Origin of the sequence: Desulfoferula mesophila (assembly GCF_037076455.1) — a bacterium.
Taxonomy (GTDB): domain Bacteria; phylum Desulfobacterota; class Desulfarculia; order Desulfarculales; family Desulfarculaceae; genus Desulfoferula; species Desulfoferula mesophila.
In genome coordinates this window covers 3,170,510-3,186,437 of the sequence record NZ_AP028679.1, presented here as the reverse complement: position 1 = coordinate 3,186,437, position 15,928 = coordinate 3,170,510, and the positions used below count along the sequence as shown (strand labels likewise).

Genomic DNA, 15,928 nt, shown 5'->3' with positions numbered 1-15,928 from the left:
GGTCCAAAGGGCGTTTCAAACTCCCAAATATTTGTGCTGAATATCCATATCGCGCATGAATTCATCATTGCTGCAAGTGTGCACGATTCTTCCGCCGTAAAGTATGTGGTGCCTCTCGGCTATCTGACAGGCGAAGCGGGTGTTCTGCTCCACCAATAGCACCGTGAGGCCGGAGGCCTTTATTTCCTTGAGAATGGTGCCGATGGTCTCCACCAGCAGAGGGGCCAGGCCCTCGGTGGGCTCGTCCAGAAGCAGCAGGTCCATCTTGGCCCTGAGGATGCGGGCGATGGCCAGCATCTGCTGCTCGCCGCCGCTGAGCTGGGAGCCCTTGTGCGCGGCCCTTTCGTGCAGCCTGGGGAAAAAGTGATAGATGCGCTCCAGGCTCCAGCCGGTCTCGCCCCGGCCCCAACTGGGGAACATCAGGTTCTCCGAGACCGTGAGGCTGGGGAAGATGCCCCGTTCCTCGGGCACGTAGCCCACCCCCAGCTTGGCTATGCGGTTGGGCACCAAGCCGCTGATCTGTTGGCCCTTGAAGCTGATGCGGCCGGACAGGGGGGGCAGCAGGCCCATGATGGTGCGCAGGGTGGTGGTCTTGCCGGCGCCGTTGCGGCCCAACAGGGTGACCAGCTCGCCCTTGGCTATCTCCAGGGAGACTCCGGTGAGCACCTGGCTCTCGTCGTAGGCCGCGTGCACCTCTTCCAGTCGGAGAAGCGTCATACTCCCCCCAGGTAGGCTTCTTGCACCTTCGGGTTGCCCTTGACCTCTTCCGGCGTCCCCTCGGCGATGACCTGGCCTTGGTTGAGCACCGTGATCACGTGGGAAACGGAGGTCACGATGTCGATGTTGTGGTCGATGAGCACCACGGTCATGGAGTGGGCCATGTCCTCGATCAGGCCCACCAGGCGCTCGTGGTCGGCGGCCTGGAGCCCGGCCAGGGGCTCGTCCAAAAGGACCAGTTGGGGTTCGGTGGCCTGGGATATGCCGATATCCAGCACCCGGCGGTCGCCGTAAGAGAGGTTCTTGCAAAGCTGGTCGCGTTGCTCGTAAAGGCCTATGCTGGCCAAAACGGCGTCGGCCTTGGTCTCGGCCTGCTTGAGGCGTTTGTAGTTCATCATGAAGTTGTAGTGGTGCGCCTGGGTGGCCTGGGCCGATACCCGCACGTTTTCATGCACCGTAAGCTCGGGAAAGACGCTGGTGATCTGAAACGAGCGGGCCATGCCCATCCTGGCCACCTTGAAGGGCGGCAGGTCGGTTATGTCCTTGCCCTGGTAGATCACCCGGCCGGAGCTGGCCTTCAAGAATCCGGTAAGCAGGTTGAACAGGGTGGTCTTGCCCGCCCCGTTGGGCCCGATTATGGAATGGATGGCCCCGCGGCGCACCTGCAGGTTCACGTCGTTGATGACCTGCAAGGCGCCGAAATTTTTGCTGAGGCCCCTGGCCTCCAAGACCACCTGGTCGTCCATGCTCGCTTCCCGCCTGTCCGGTTATTTCCTGGGCGGCAGGCCCAAAATCTGCCGGGCCTCTTCCGGGGTGGCTATCTCCCGGCCCAGCTCCCGGGCCATGCGCACCGCCTTTTCCACCAGCTCCGCGTTGCTCTTGGCCATCACCCCGGGGCTCAGGTAGAGGTTGTCCTCGAAGCCCACCCGCACGTGGCCGCCCATGATCATGGACATGGCGGCCATGCGGAACTCGTTGAGGCCTATGGCGCACACCGACCAGGGGGAGCCCTTGGGCAGGCAATGCACCATGTGCAGCAGGTTTTCGGGAGTGGCCGGTATCTGGCCCAACACGCCCAGCACGAACTGGAAATACATGGGCTCTTCGAGGTGGCCCAACTCGGCCAGGTGCACGGCGTTGTTGATCATGCCCACGTCGTAGCACTCCAGCTCGGGCTTGACCCCGCAGGACTTCATGGTTTCGGCCATGTGCACCATGTCCGGAAAGGAGTGCACCATGACGAATTTGAGCATGTAGTCCTTTTTGCTGGCGCTGTAGATGTCGATCACCGGAGAGCCCGCGTTGAAGGAGGCCAACTCCGGCGCGGCGGCCGGGTTTTTACACAGCTCCGGCACCACCGCCAGGCGGCCTTCCACGCTCTCCAGAGGCATTTTTTCGTAGAGATGATCCCCGTCGCAGCGGCGCCCGGAGCCGCCGGTGCTGACGTTGACGATGATGTCGGTTTTCTCGCGGATGGGCAGGATGGCCTGCTCCAGCCACTCGGACCTCTGCTCGCCCCGTCCGGTCTCGGGGTTGCGCGCGTGAATGTGCACCACCGAGGCTCCCGCGTTGTACACGTCGATGGTGGCCTGGGCCTGCTCGGCGGGGGTCTTGGGAAGGTTGGGGTTGCTATCCGGGGAGGCGCCGCCGGTAATGGCCGCGGTGATGATCAGCTTTTCCACAGCGTAATTCCTTTCGCTCCGCAAGGCCCTTTGCCAAGGGCTCTAATTTCAAGTCGAGGTTCGTGGAGAACCGGCTTCAGGATGAGCGCCCCTGGCCGGTGGAGATGACCAGCATGGCTTCCACCTGTTTGCCGCCCAAGGCAAAGCCATAGTGGGGGAGGCTGGCGTCGAAATAAACGCAATCCCCCGGGTGCAACTCCAGTTGCCGCTCTCCGACGTGCAACTCCAACTCGCCGCTGAGTATCAGCATCAACTCGTGCCCCTTGTGCTGGAAAACATAGGGCTCTCCCTCGCGGGGCCGGATGCTGATGTAGTAAGGGTCCATCAGGCGCTTGGGAAACACCGGGGCCAGCGGCGCGTAGCTGTATCCCACCTCCACGCCGTGGCGAAAGCTGGCCTGGCGTTCTTCGCTTCTTACCACGGTGACCATGGTCGCGGGCTCGTCGTCGGCAAAGATGTCGGCGACGTGCACCCCCAGGGCCTCGGCTATGGTGGCCAGGGTGGAGACCGGAGGCGCGCTCTTGGAGTTTTCCACCTTGGAGAGATAGCTGCGGCTGAGATTGGTTCTCTCGGCCACCGCCGCCAGGGTGAGATCCCGGTCGATGCGCAGGCTCTTGATGCGGGCGCCTATTTGTTCCTCATTAAAGGTAGCCATGCCTGGCTCCACTCAACCTGGTGATTCGTTGAGCAAAGGGGCGAACCAAGTTGGCGCATCTGTTGTTGACTATCGTTGCCCGATTAGAAAGTCTTGTTGACTATTAGAAAACAAACGTACACTAGGGCGGCTCGGGCGGTCAACCCCATTCGGCGCAAGGGCGCTTTTGACGAAAAGGCCCTGGGAAGCGCAGGCGCTCGGCCTGCTCCGGCCAGGTTTCAGGCCAGGCGCGGATAGGGGCCTTGGTAGCCCAGCTCGCGCGAGATGGCCTCCCCCACGCTCAGAAAGTCGGACAGGGAGGCGGCGAGTTTTTTCTTGTCCCTCTTGTCCTTGATGGGTACCGACAGCCCGGCCGCGGCGGCTATCTTCTGGCGGCCGTCCAACAGGGGCACCCCGATGGAATAAAGATCCAGGGAGAACTCCTGGTTGGAGACCGAGTAGCCCCGCTTCCTGATGCGGGCCAGCTCCTGGCGAAGCTCGTCCACCTCGGTGATGGTCTTGGGGGTAACCTTGGTCAGGCGCAGGCCTTTCAGCAGGGGCTCCAGCTTTTCCGGCGGCAAGCCGGCCAGGAGCGCCTTGCCGGTGGCCGAGCAATGGGGCGGCAGCTTGGAGCCGGTGTAGATGGCGTAGGGCAGGTAGCGGGCCCTTTCCTTGCGGTAGATCACCAGGATCTCCGAGCCCTCCAACACGCTCAGGGTCACGCTGTAGCCCAGGCGGTCGGAAACCTCCTCCAACAGAGACTGGGCCTGCTTGTAGAGGTTGTCCTTTTGCAAAAGCTGGAAGCTCAGCGACAGCACCTTGTTGCCCGGCACGTAACGCTTGCCCTCGATGCGCTTGAGATAGCCCAGGTCCAACAGGGTGTTGATCAGGCGCTGGGCGCTGGTCTTGGTGTGCCCCAGGGCCTGGGCGATCTGGGTCAGGGTGAGGGGGTCGGGCGAGCGCACCAGGAGCTCCAGCAGGGTGAAACCCTTGGCCACGGATTTTATGAGCTGAATGTTACTCAATGCGGTATCTGCTCCCGTATGGCGTTAACTCTAGAATTTTGCCCGGTCGGTGTCAAGCGAGGCCGCAAGCCCGTTTTTCTCGCTCGGTGGCCGGGCGGCCGGGGGAATAGGGCGTGAATACTCTTTGGCGGAGGCGGGGCATGGCGTATATATATCCTCTAGCCCCACTTGCCCAGGTTGTCCAACGCGCCCTCCGGGGCCCATCGATTGTGAGCCGCCATGCTGGAAGAAGTAGCGCCGCGTCTTTTCCGGGTGCAGATACCCCTGCCGGGCAGCCCTCTGAAGTACCTCAACTCCTATTTCATCCTGGGCCAGCCGCGCAACCTCATCGTGGACACCGGCCTGAACCGCCCCGAGTGCGAGGCGGCCATGACCGGGGCCATGGGTGAGTTGGGCCTGGACCTGGGGCGCACCGATTTTTTCATCACCCATTTGCACGCGGACCACTTCGCCCTGACCTCCAAGGTGGCGGGCCAGGGCAGCCGGGTGTTCTTCAACCGGCCCGAGGCGGAGCTCATCGAGGCGCACACCGGCTGGGAGCCCATGATCAACTTCGGCGGGCTCAACGGTTTCCCTCGCGACGAACTGGTGGCTGCCCTCAACAACCACCCCGGCTACAAGTACGGCTCCGAGTGGGTGCCCCAGTTGAGCCTGATCAGCGACGGCGACCACCTGACGGTGGGTGAGTACGATTTCACCTGTCTGGTAACCCCCGGCCACACCCTGGGCCACACCTGCCTGTGGGAGGAACAGCGGGGCATCCTGTTGGCCGGGGACCACGTGCTGGGGGACATCACCCCCAACATCCAATGCTGGAAAGACGACTACGATCCCCTGGCCGACTACCTGAAGAGCCTGGCGCGGGTGGCCGAGCTTCCGGTGCGCCTGACCCTGCCCGGCCATCGCAGCCTGGTGGCCGACTGCCGGGCGCGCACCCAGGAGTTGGACCGACACCACCGCCAGCGCCTGACCGAGATCAAGGGCATCCTGGCCACCGGCTCCTACAGCGCCTATGAGACCGCCGCCCGCATGCGCTGGGACATCAAGTGCGACACTTGGGAGGAGTTTCCCGTGGCCCAGAAGTGGTTCGCCACCGGCGAGGCCATGGCCCACCTGCGCTACCTGGAAAACCGCGGCGAGGCCCTGCGGCAAGAGCGCGACGGGGTCAGGGTTTACGGGCCGGCGTAGCCGAGACGCGTCTAGTCCTGGGGATGCCAGCGTTGCATGTGCTCAGCGTGGGTTCTTAAGTAGGACCCCGGCTGGTAATAGCGGTCGTAGAACTCCAGGTCCAGGTGATGGGCCTGCAAATAGGTGATCAAAAAGATGGAGGGCACGGTCCCCGGGAACTTGCCGAAGGTGTCCAGAACGTACTGGGCCTGCAGGGCCACGCACTCGCGGAAATCCTCGGCATGCACCTGGGCCGAGCCCCGGACCAAGGGGGAGTTTTTCCAGGGGCCCGGGGTTTCGGGGTTAAAGGGGCCGCCCGGTCCGAATTTGCGCTCGCAAAGCGCATCCACCGCCGCGCGCATGTCCGGGTAGTGGGGCGGACAATAGCCTTCCATGACCCCCGGCAGTCCGGTGGGGTTGGGGTAGGGCCAGTCCGGGTGCTCATCGTAGCGGAAGCCCAGGCCCGGAGCCTGGGGATCGCCCGATGCCCCCAGCGTCGCGAAGGGGTCCACGCCGTTGAACATCCAGCCGCCCAGGCCCATGGCCTGGAGCATCAGGTTGCCCGCATAACAGCTCATGGACAGCTCGCTGGTCAGCTCGGCCAGGGACCATTGCTCCACAAAGGTCAGGGGCCAGAAGTTATCCACGTCCACCAGGCGCTTGAATTTCTCGAGGCCCGGAATGGAGCGCCCATTGACGTCGTCTCTGAGCACCAGGCCGTTTTGCAGCATGTAGCATAGGCCCAGCAGCACGTGTTGGGCCAAATCGCCCACCGGAATTACCAGCAGGGTGCCGGGGTGGTTGACCACCCAGGTGTTGTGGGCCTCCACAAAGGGCACTTCGGACGGCAGCCCCAGACGCCCTGGCTGGATTTTTTTTATGCGGCCGCGCAGGGCGGTGAGCAGGCTTTCCAGGTCCAGGGAGCCGTCTTTTTCCCGCTCCGCGAAGGGCGGGGTATCGCGGGCATCCAGCAGGTACACCCCCTCGTCGTCGGTGAAAAAGGTTTGGCTGGTGTGGAAACCGGCGGCGGAAGGAAAGGTGCGCCCCCCGGCCGCGGCCGCGTAATTGGACAAATGGGGCGCGTAAAGCTGGGCCCGGTAGATCAGGTGGTGCCAACTGGTGTTACCTCCGCAGGCGGCCACCACCAGGAGCTTTTCCAGCTCGGACAGGGGCACGGCCGGGTGTCGGGACTTGTAGGTAAAGACCCCGTCGGGGATCTCGGCCCCCATAAAAAACCGGCGTGAGCGGCGGCCTAGCAGGGCCTCCACCAGGCCGAAGGAAAGCATGTCTTGAAAACCTTGGGGCAAGTCTCGAGCGCTCATTGTCTTCCATCCAAGCATCCGGATTAATTATTACTTAATCAGTATGAATGCTTGGCGAGGCTCAAACAACGCCGAGGGAAGCTGATGGGATGGGGTGGGTTCTGGCCAGGCCCTAGGCGGCCTGCTCCGGGACGGCCCGGGGGCTCAAATAGCGCTCCACCCGGCCCGAGGTCTTCAGCATGGCCAGCATCAGGGGCACCTGGATCACCGGGGCCACGGCCGCGGGGAGCACCGCCGGGGTGCCCGCGAAAACGGTGGCCGCCACCCCGATGGTGATGGCGTGGGCCTTGGCGGTCACGCTGTAGCCCATGGCCACGGCGTCGCCGTAGTCCACCCCGCCAATTTTGGCGAAGGCGATGGCCGCCATGTAGAGCAGGGGATACATGGTGCCGATGGCCACGATCACCAGGAGCATCCAGTAGAGGTTTTCGACGATCATCACCGCCTGGAAAGAGACGATGATGAACAGCATGGGCATCATGGCGCAGGTGGAGATCACCGGAAACACCTTGGCCCGCTCCTGGAATTTGGCCTGGCCCCAGCGGCGCACGGCGTAGCGCCGGGTGAGCACCCCGGCAACCAGGGGGGCCACCACGATGAGGCCCATGGCGCGGAAGATGACCAGCGGCTCGATGGTCACATAGGCCCCGGCCAACACCCACATCCAAAACGGCACCATCACCAGCGACAACAACAGGCTCACCGCCACGATGACCAGCGCCGAGCCCACCTTGCCCCGGGCGTACCCGGTCCAGGCGGCCACCATGCCGCTGCCGGGGATTAGGGTCTTGAGGATGAAACCGGCGGTCAGGTAGGAGTTGGTGCCGCTGAAGAAAATATGACCCCACAGCCAACCCAGCAGGGGGGTGACCGCGAAGTTGAGCACCATGGCCGTTGCCAAGAGCTTGGGGTGCTTCAGGGCGTTGCCCACCTCCTCGATGCGCAGGGTCACCATCATGGGGTAGAGCATCAAAAACAGCAGCAGGGGGACCAGATGTTCCAGCACCGAAACTGCGGGGAACAGGTAGCCCACCGTGATGGCCAAGATGATGTCCAGGCCCACCCACAGGGGCAGGTATTTGGTCATGATGTGCGCGAAGGTTTGCATGGAGCTTGATCCCGCCCTGGTGGTGGTTGCCGCAATGCAGGTTTTTTTACACCCAAGGGCAGAGGCCGTAAACGTGCGCGGTAATTAATTCGCCTGGAGTTGGGGCCTATAGTCTGCATAGGATAAAAGGAGTGACCCGGTAGGGCGTTGACGGGGAGGGCCCCAGGTGGTGTAACCAGGAATACAATGACCTGGGCCACCCGGGTCATCTTGTATATCATGGCGATATCCCCACCCCGTCTTGACACCCATGCCCCACGGCGCTAACGTAGAGACTGCGTAAACAACCTATCCCGTTAGGAGGGGATAACCCATGATAGCTATTGAACAAATCGTCGCGCGTGAAATCCTGGACTCCCGGGGCAATCCCACCGTGGAATGCGACGTGATCCTAGAAGACGGCTCCATGGGCACCGCGGCGGTTCCCAGCGGCGCTTCCACCGGCGAGCACGAGGCCCTGGAGCTTAGGGACGGCGACAAAAGCCGCTACCTGGGCAAGGGGGTCAAAAAGGCGGTGCTCAACGTGGAGGACATCATAGCGCCCGAGCTGATCGGCCAGGACGGCCTGGACCAGGTGCTCATCGACTCCATCATGATCGACCTGGACGGCACGCCCAACAAGGCCAAGCTGGGGGCCAACGCCATCCTGGGCGTATCCATGGCCACCGCCCGGGCGGCCGCCGAGGCCCTGCTTATCCCCTTGTACCGCTACCTGGGCGGGGCCTACGCCCGGCTGCTGCCCATGCCCATGATGAACATCCTAAACGGCGGCTCCCACGCCCCCAACAACGTGGACATCCAGGAGTTCATGATCGTGCCCGTGGGCGCGGACAGCTTCGCCGAGGCCCTGCGCATGGGCGCGGAGGTGTTCCACAACCTCAAGAAGGTGCTCACCGGCATGAACCTGGTGACCAGCGTGGGCGACGAGGGCGGCTTCGCCCCCAACCTGGAGGGCAACGAAGAGGCCATTCAGGTGATTCTCCAGGCCATCGAGGCGGCGGGCTATACGCCCGGCGAGGACGTGGCCCTGGCCCTGGACGCGGCGGCCAGCGAGTTCTACAAGGACGGCAAGTACGTCTTCGCCAAGTCCGACGGCCGCGAGATGAGCGCCGAGCAGCTGGTGGAGCTCTACGCCGGCTGGGTGGACAAGTATCCCCTGGTGAGCATCGAGGACGGCCTGGCCGAGGACGACTGGGCCGGCTGGACGGCCATGACCGATCGCCTGGGCGGGCAGATCCAGATCGTGGGCGACGACCTGTTCGTGACCAATCCCGAGCGCCTATCCCAGGGCATCGAGCAGGGCTGCGCCAACAGCATCCTCATCAAGCTCAACCAGATCGGCTCGGTGACCGAGACCCTGGCCTGCATCGACCTGGCCAAGCGCAACGGATACACCCAGGTGGTGAGCCACCGCTCCGGCGAGACCGAGGACACCTTCATCGCCGACCTGGCCGTGGCCATGAGCACCGGCCAGATCAAGACCGGCTCCCTGTGCCGCAGCGAGCGCATCTGCAAGTACAACCGCCTGCTGCGCATCGAGCAGGAGCTGGAAGACACGGCCCGCCTGGCCCAACCTTTCTAGGACGTTGCTTCGCGGCGGGAGGCGGTTCGTGCCTCCCGCCGCGAGTCGTTTCTTCGCTCAAGCGCCACAAGAGACGTTGCCGGCAGACCAGAGCCGTACCAGGAGGGCTCGCCTTTTTTCGTCCGGCTCTACCGTCGGCGCTTGTTGCCTGCCTGAGAACCGGCCTGGACGCCGGCCGCGCCAGTCCCCGGGCAGGCATGCCGGCTGAAATCCCCCGATTTCTCCTGGTTGCGCCTCGTGGTTTTTGGTGAGGCCGGACGGACAAAGTAGCCCAGGGTATCAAGTAAGACAGGGGGATAGGCTTGCGGATAATGGCCCCAAGGGCGGCGCCCAGGCTGCACGTGGGCTTCTCCGACGAGGGTGGGGCGGCCTGGGCCATGGCCGGGCACCCCTTTTAGGGGGCAAGCGGCCCGTAAAGCTTGACAAAACACCTGTGGTGACGATAGCCTCTGGCCAGAGAAAACCCCCGAGCGGGAGGGACAAGTGAGATCCATCGCGGCTTGTGTCGCTTATATGTTGTTGCTGGCAGGCCTGGTCCTGGGGACCGGCTGTTCCACCATTAAAACCGCGACCACCGCCGACGCGCCCACCCCCGCTCCGGGGCCGGTGGTAAAGGCGGGCCTCAAGGCGGTGATGCCTCCGGTGACCGACAAGCGGTCCTGGCCCCGCGAGGACAGCGACACGCCCGATCCCAACATCCATATCTTCGCCCCGGGCATAACCGACCAACTGCGCCAGGGCCTGCTGGGCAGCGGTCTGTTCGTGGCCCTGCCCGCGCCGGACCAGCCGGCGGCCCAGAGCCTCAACGATCAGTTTACCGTGACCATAAACGAGTTCAGCCTGAGCACCTTGGGCAACAACTCCTGGTCCGCCGGAGCCTATATTCTTGACGGGCTGATCCTGCCGGTGTTCGGCGTGGTGGTCGTGGCCACCAAGGGGGAAGTCGACAGCGGGGCTTACGTGCTGCCCAGCACCAGGATGGGCACCACCATCAACGCCGATGTCGCCTGGGGGGAAAAGGGGCTCAAGAAGCCCATCCTCACCCGGGGCTACCAGGTTAAGGTGGAACTGGGATCGGTCAGCCAGCGCGAGGTCATGGCCTACGTGGGAGGCACCAGCTCCGAGGACGGGGTCAAGATAGGCAAGGCGCAAGGCATGAAGGCTTTGCAGGAGTTGACCGCCCAGATCAGCCGGGACCCCAACTGGCTTTATCTCAATTCCTGGGTGCGCCTGGCTCGGGCCCGCGAGGTGATAGAAACCTCCACCAACCCCGAGGAGCGCATGCGCGCGGCACAGGGTCTGGTGGGGCTGCTGGGCCCCTTGTCCTACTCACCGAACGAGGCCAAGATATTGCGCGACGGCTTGGTCGGCGCGGGCATGCGGGCCGAGCAGGTCAACGAGCTTAGGGCCAAATACGCCGGCCTCAAGGAGGTCAAGGAGCTGCCCGCCAAACAGAGGCTGGGCGAGGCGCAGGCCGAGAAGCTGTTTGACGACCCCGCCGTGGAGCGGGCCCTGGCCCATGGCGAAGTGACGCGGCAAGCCCTGGCTCTGATTCTGAACGCCATGGCTCCGGTGACCCCCAAGGCCAAGGCCGAGGCCGAGGCGGCGCCCCCCGCCACCAAGGTTCAGATCCCCGTCCTGGCTCGCCCCACCATGCCCGATCCCCAGGAGGATTACACGGGCCAGAGGCCCAAGGTGACTCCCAAGGCCGACAAGCCCAAGGAGACTCCCAAGCCGCTGCCTCTGACGCCCCAGGCCCAGACCCTGCAGGACGAGCTCATCGACCAGCTGGCCGCCGCCCTCAAGGGCAAGCCCCGCTTGCAGGCGGTGTTCCTGGACCAGGCCGACACCGCGGTGGGCCCCCTGTGGCCGGTGGCCAAAAAGGTGCTCTTGAAGGTGGATTCGCCCCAGGCCAAGAACTATCTGGCCAAGCGGGAGGCCTCCTAGGCGGGGTAACGCGCGTGAAGGTAATAGCCCCTTACTATGAGATTTTGTTCCTGCCCCCGCGGGAGCAGGTGTTGGCCCTGGTGGAAGCGGCCGGGCGCACCTGTTACAAGTCCGAGCACCTGATCAGCAGCGACTCGGCGCCCGAGTTCGTCAGGCGCATCGTGGATTCGGGCCATCACAGCGTAATCGAGCACTCCAGCCTAACGGTGCGCTTCGTGTGCGACCGCGGGGTGACCCACGAGCTGGTGCGCCACCGCCTGGCCGCCTACAGCCAGGAATCCACCCGCTATGCCAACTATGCCCAGGATCGTTTCGGCAGCCAGATAACGGTGATCAAGCCCATGTTCTGGCCCGAGGACAGTGAGCCCTACCGCCTCTGGGAGGCGGCCATGGCCGCGGCCGAGGAGGCCTACCTGGCCCTTCTGGCCGGCGGCGCCAAGCCCCAGGAGGCCCGGGCGGTGCTGCCCAACAGTCTCAAGACCGAGATCGTGATGACCGCCAACCTGCGCGAGTGGCGCCACGTCCTTAACCTGCGCAGCTCCAAGGCGGCCCATCCCCAGATCCGCCAGGTATCCCTGCCGCTCCTGGGAGAGCTGGCTGAGCGGCTGCCTGAGTTTTTCGCGGATTTGGCCGAAAAATACGCCAAGGATATCGCCGATTTTGCCCAGGGGCCGGCGGCCCTGGGAGGAGCGGAGCCCGCCTAACCGGCCGACCACGCCCCACAAAAAAGAACCGGAGGCCGCGGCCTCCGGTTTCGTATTTTATTTAGGCGTCTGTTTAGCGGCGGATGCTGATGGCGCTGCCGACGTCGCTCACATGGGGGCGGCTGCCACCGCCCAGGAAGGAAACACTCAAGATCCCCATGGTAAGGGCCGTGGCCACGATTCCCAGGCCCAGCCAAATCACCACGCTACGGGGCACCCGCCCGAAAAGCACCGCCTGCGCCGCCTGGCGGCAGCGCTCCACGCCGTGGCAATCTTTTTCGATGGGCAGCTTGCACTGGGGGCCTTCTTTGCCGTAATAACGCATGGGGTCGCTAGGCCTTATGAAAGAAAGTTGGAGTGTTCACGTAATGATACCTGTGTCTTAATTATATCCCAGGGAGATAGTGGGGGCAAGCCTTGCGCGAAAATTCAGGGAGACCGCCCTTATCTCTCCCACAAGGTGCACTTGCTATGTCCGGCCTGAATGGTGTCTATGTGCGCCAATTCGGGGGGTTGGAAGTAAGCGCCATAGACCAGCAGGTTGCCTGCCCAGTCTTCCGGTAGCCTGGCCACCAGCCAGTCCAAAGGCTTGTCGGGGTAGATGAACAGCAGGTCATAAGCGGCGAGGTCCACCCGGCGGCAGTCGTCGCAAAGGAAATTGGCCTGGTTTAACCCCAGGCGCCGGGCTATGGAGCGCCCCGCCTCCACCAGAGCCGGGTCCGCTTCAATGCCCGTGGCGGGCATGAACAGCGAGGCTATGAGCACCGCCCGGCCGTCGCCGCTGCCCACGTCGGCAAAGCTTCGGTAGCGCCCCAGGTCCATCCGGCGCAGCAGGTCGTAGACCTCCTCGCTCTGGGAGCAGGCCCACATGCCCGCCGGGGTCATCCTGTAAGGCTCGTCCAGACTGGCGTGAAATTCGTCCAGGGCCGCCTGGATGTCGGCCAGGCCCATGGGGGAGGCGGCGCTCAAGAGAGCAACCGATGGTGCTCCACCTTGAGGCAGGCGTCTTGCACCACCATGATGCCGTGCCGGCGCGCCAGGTCGGCCGATTTTTGGCTCTGCACGTCCAGCTGCATCCACAGGGCCTTGGGCTTGATCTTCACGGCCGCCTCGGCGATCTCGGGCACCGCGTCGCTGCGGCGGAACACGTCAACCAGATCCACCGGGCCGGGCACCGAGGCCAGGTCGGGGTAGGACCTTTGCCCCAGAATCTCCTGGGCCATGGGGTTGACGGGGATGACCTCGTAGCCGTGGTCTTGCAGGTAGCGGGCCACGCGGTAGCTGTCGCGGGTGGGCTTGTCGGAAAGCCCCACCACGGCGATGCGCTTGACCTGCCCCAAAAGTTCCTTGACCTCTTGGTCGCCGGGATTGTCGAGCGTGCTTCTAAGGGACATGGGCGCCTCCATATGTGCCGCTATTTTAGCATGGCCCCCCCGGCCGGGCCAGAACGGCGCTCCAGGCGGGCGGCGATCAGGCACCAGCGCATGAGCAATAGGCGCAGCTCTCGCGGCCCGGCCCCGGCGGCAAGGTACGGGAGGAGGGCCGCGGCCTCCGGCGGACAGCGGCGCACCAGGCCCAACAGACGCAGCGCCTCCCAACCGGCGGCGGACAGGGGGGGCAGGGGACAGGCCGCGCAGTCCGGCGGGCCCTCGCCGGCGGCGTCTTGCTGGGCACAGGCCGCGCAGTCCACCCCCGGAAAATCGGCCCGGTGCTCCAGGTGCCGGGTCAGCAGGGCCATATCCGCCGCCTCCTCCGGCGTGAGCCAGGGGGCCTGTAGGGCCGTGAGCAGCGTGTCCAGGTAGGCAGCGGGCAAGGCGGCGAGATTATCCGTGGCGGGCTCGGCCACCTGGCCTTGGCAGGTGAACACGTCGCGCCAACCCACGGGAGCCTTCCCCAGCAGCTCCAGACAAAGGGAGGCCGGGCCGCAGGAGGCCTCGCGGCGGGGGGCCCATTGCCAGGGTTCCAAGGGCCGCAACCAAAGGCGGGCCGGGCCCAAGCTTATTTCGCGATATGGCGTGTCCCAGGTTTCCATGGCCGCAAGCCTATACCCCCGCCCGGCGGCGGGACAGGAAGGCGGCTCCGCAAAACGGCGCTTTTATTAAAGTAATTACCGCAAGTACGGTTCAGGCGGAGGGGCGCAGATCCTTGATCACCATTTCCAGGTGCGGCCCCCGGAAGGTGGATATGCGGGGAATGAAGGCCGCCGAGAGCCGGGAGCCGTTTTCGATCCAAGGCTCGTCGCAGTTGAAGGCGATGGCGGGCAGGCGCACGCCATCTTGCGACAGCTCCATTTTTAGGTGGTTTTCCCCGACCACCCGGCAAGAGTCCACCTCCAGGCCATGGGCGCAGAGCATGGGCTCGGGGTTGGCCTGGCCAAAGGGGGCCAAGCGCCCGATGTGCTCCAGCATCTGGGGGCCGAGCTGGCCCAGGCTCACCTGGGCGTCGATGTCCAGCGCCTGGCCGGTGTCCGGCGGCAAATGGCGGGCCGCTTCCAGGGCCAGGGCCTGGGCCAGGCGCCCCAGGTCGGCGCTGGGCATGGTGGCCCCGGCGGCCAAGGCGTGCCCGCCGTAATGGGTGAGCAACTCGGCGTTGGCGGCCAGGGCCCGTTGCAGATGAAAGCCCTCCCGCGAGCGGCCCGAACCCACCGCCGTACCGTTTTGCACGGAAAACAGCATGGTTGGCCGTCCGGTGCGCTCCAAAAGCCGGCCGGCCACGATGCCCAGGACTCCCTGGTGCCAGCCTTCGCCGCCCAGCACCAGACAGGCCGCCTCTTGCAGGGAGGCATCGTCTCCGATGCATTTTAGCGCTTGCTCGAAGATAACCGATTCCACCTCCCGGCGGTCGCCGTTGAGGCGGTCCAGACGCTGGGCGCGGCGCAGGGCCTGCCCCTCCTCCGAGGCCAGCAGCAGCTCCAGGGCCGGGTCCGGGCTGTCCAGGCGGCCGGCGGCGTTTATGCGCGGGGCCAGGTAGAAACCCAGATCCATGGTGTCCAACACGCCTTTGCGCCCGGCCACCTTGGCCAGGGCGGCCAGGCCGGGGCGCAGACCCTGGCTCATCACCTTGAGCCCCTCGGCCACCAAGACCCGGTTGGCTTCCACCAGGGGCACCACGTCGGCGCAGGTGCCCAGGGCCACCAGGTCCAGGCTGTGGCGCAAGTTGGGCTCGGGCCGGTCCTTGAACCAGCCCGCCTCGCGAAGGGCGGCCCGGATGCCGGCGGCCAGATAAAAGGCCACGCCCACCCCGGCCAGGTGGACCGACATGCCGCAGGCCTCCTGCTTGGGGTTGACCACCGCCGCGGCGGGCACCAGGGGGCCGGGCGGAAGCAGGTGATGGTCGGTGACCACCACCGGCAGGCCCAGGCGGGTGGCCTCGTTCACCCCCTCGTGATCGCTGATACCACAATCGGCGGTCACGATGACCTGGGCCCCGGCCTGGGCCAGGCGCCGGGCCCGCTGGGGCTTGAAGCCGTAGCCGTCTTTGACCCTGTGCGGCAAATCCCACACTACCGAAGCGCCGCAGGCCTCCAGAAACTCCACCAGCAGGGCGGTGGCGGTCACGCCGTCGGCGTCGTAGTCCCCGGCCACCCCGATGACCGCGCCGGAGCGTATGGCCGGGATGATTATCTCCAGGGCTTGGGGAAGCCCCAGCATCTCCTCGGGCATGGGAAGCTGCTCCAGGCCCGGGCAAAGGAAGCGCCGGGCCTGCTCGGGGTCGTGCAGGTCGCGATGGCACAAGATCTGGGCGGCCAGGGGCGGCAGCCCCAGGGAACGGGACAGCGCCGCGGCGGCCTCGGGGGTGGGCTCTTTGACCCGCCAAGTCAGCGGTGGGGGTGAAGGTACCATACGACCACTATATATGGTGGTCGCCTTCAAATCAAGTCGCACCATATTGTGTGGCGTAGCCAACTGAGAATGTTGGCCTTTTGGGGTCGGCCGCCATGACCCGTCCCTTGCCGGGCCTGGTGACGGGGCCATGCCGGGGCCGCGTCTTTTTCTAAAAGGTCTTGCTTACCTATCCGGGATGCGTTAATTGAATCCAAT

General features: G+C 64.8%; 16 protein-coding genes. 4 read left to right on the top strand and 12 right to left on the bottom strand.

What is annotated here, in order from left to right:
• Nucleotides 1-15: 15 nt before the first annotated feature.
• The 5 genes from AACH32_RS14605 to AACH32_RS14585 form a co-directional block, all read right to left on the bottom strand.
• Complete coding sequence (locus AACH32_RS14605; RefSeq protein WP_338600985.1) at nt 16-717, bottom strand: ABC transporter ATP-binding protein; 702 nt, start codon at nt 715-717, stop codon at nt 16-18.
• Complete coding sequence (locus AACH32_RS14600) at nt 714-1,463, bottom strand: ABC transporter ATP-binding protein (RefSeq protein WP_338600982.1); 750 nt, start codon at nt 1,461-1,463, stop codon at nt 714-716. Before AACH32_RS14600 ends, AACH32_RS14605 begins: the two co-directional genes overlap by 4 nt.
• A 21-nt stretch (nt 1,464-1,484) precedes the next feature.
• The gene (locus AACH32_RS14595) at nt 1,485-2,399 is read right to left on the bottom strand and encodes a 3-keto-5-aminohexanoate cleavage protein (RefSeq protein WP_338600979.1); all 915 of its coding nucleotides are present in this window, start codon (nt 2,397-2,399) and stop codon (nt 1,485-1,487) included.
• A gap of 76 nt (nt 2,400-2,475) precedes the next feature.
• Complete coding sequence (locus AACH32_RS14590) at nt 2,476-3,054, bottom strand: helix-turn-helix domain-containing protein (RefSeq protein WP_338600976.1); 579 nt, start codon at nt 3,052-3,054, stop codon at nt 2,476-2,478.
• Nucleotides 3,055-3,272: 218 nt separating this feature from the next.
• Nucleotides 3,273-4,058, bottom strand: a complete 786-nt coding sequence (locus tag AACH32_RS14585; RefSeq protein WP_338600973.1) for an IclR family transcriptional regulator — start codon at nt 4,056-4,058, stop codon at nt 3,273-3,275.
• A gap of 219 nt (nt 4,059-4,277) precedes the next feature.
• Between AACH32_RS14585 and AACH32_RS14580 the strand changes: the two genes are divergently transcribed.
• A complete protein-coding gene (locus AACH32_RS14580; RefSeq protein ID WP_338600970.1) occupies nt 4,278-5,246 on the top strand; it encodes an MBL fold metallo-hydrolase in 969 nt (322 codons plus the stop codon).
• 11 nt (nt 5,247-5,257) lie between these two features.
• Here AACH32_RS14580 and AACH32_RS14575 read toward each other — a convergent pair whose 3' ends face one another.
• Together AACH32_RS14575 and AACH32_RS14570 are read right to left on the bottom strand one after the other, a co-directional pair.
• Nucleotides 5,258-6,547 carry a hypothetical protein gene (locus AACH32_RS14575; protein WP_338600968.1) on the bottom strand — a complete coding sequence of 430 codons (1,290 nt, stop codon included), beginning with the start codon at nt 6,545-6,547 and terminating at the stop codon, nt 5,258-5,260.
• A 112-nt stretch (nt 6,548-6,659) separates the two neighbouring features.
• Nucleotides 6,660-7,655, bottom strand: a complete 996-nt coding sequence (locus tag AACH32_RS14570; protein ID WP_338600966.1) for an arsenic resistance protein — start codon at nt 7,653-7,655, stop codon at nt 6,660-6,662.
• 313 nt (nt 7,656-7,968) lie between these two features.
• Here AACH32_RS14570 and eno point away from each other — a divergent pair, with 313 nt between their 5' ends.
• From eno to thyX, 3 genes are all read left to right on the top strand, one after another.
• On the top strand, nt 7,969-9,237 hold the full coding sequence (gene eno / locus AACH32_RS14565; RefSeq protein WP_338600964.1) for a phosphopyruvate hydratase: 1,269 nt from the start codon (nt 7,969-7,971) through the stop codon (nt 9,235-9,237).
• A 483-nt stretch (nt 9,238-9,720) separates the two neighbouring features.
• Entirely contained in the window at nt 9,721-11,184 is a 1,464-nt protein-coding gene (locus AACH32_RS14560; protein WP_338600961.1) for a hypothetical protein, read from the top strand.
• 14 nt (nt 11,185-11,198) lie between these two features.
• Entirely contained in the window at nt 11,199-11,888 is a 690-nt protein-coding gene (gene thyX, locus AACH32_RS14555; RefSeq protein WP_338600959.1) for an FAD-dependent thymidylate synthase, read from the top strand.
• Between the two features lie 73 nt (nt 11,889-11,961).
• On the opposite strand, the gene AACH32_RS14550 is transcribed toward thyX, so the two are convergent.
• From AACH32_RS14550 to recJ, 5 genes are all read right to left on the bottom strand, one after another.
• Nucleotides 11,962-12,213, bottom strand: a complete 252-nt coding sequence (locus tag AACH32_RS14550; protein WP_338600956.1) for a hypothetical protein — start codon at nt 12,211-12,213, stop codon at nt 11,962-11,964.
• Nucleotides 12,214-12,332: 119 nt separating this feature from the next.
• Nucleotides 12,333-12,857, bottom strand: coding sequence for a hypothetical protein (locus tag AACH32_RS14545; RefSeq protein ID WP_338600954.1), 525 nt, complete (start codon nt 12,855-12,857; stop codon nt 12,333-12,335).
• Nucleotides 12,854-13,282, bottom strand: coding sequence for a CoA-binding protein (locus AACH32_RS14540; protein WP_338600952.1), 429 nt, complete (start codon nt 13,280-13,282; stop codon nt 12,854-12,856). The genes AACH32_RS14545 and AACH32_RS14540 overlap by 4 nt, the downstream gene beginning before the upstream one ends.
• A gap of 20 nt (nt 13,283-13,302) precedes the next feature.
• Nucleotides 13,303-13,854, bottom strand: a complete 552-nt coding sequence (locus tag AACH32_RS14535; RefSeq protein ID WP_338600949.1) for a hypothetical protein — start codon at nt 13,852-13,854, stop codon at nt 13,303-13,305.
• A 157-nt stretch (nt 13,855-14,011) separates the two neighbouring features.
• Nucleotides 14,012-15,730, bottom strand: coding sequence for a single-stranded-DNA-specific exonuclease RecJ (recJ, locus tag AACH32_RS14530; protein ID WP_338600947.1), 1,719 nt, complete (start codon nt 15,728-15,730; stop codon nt 14,012-14,014).
• Between the last annotated feature and the right edge of the window lie 198 nt (nt 15,731-15,928).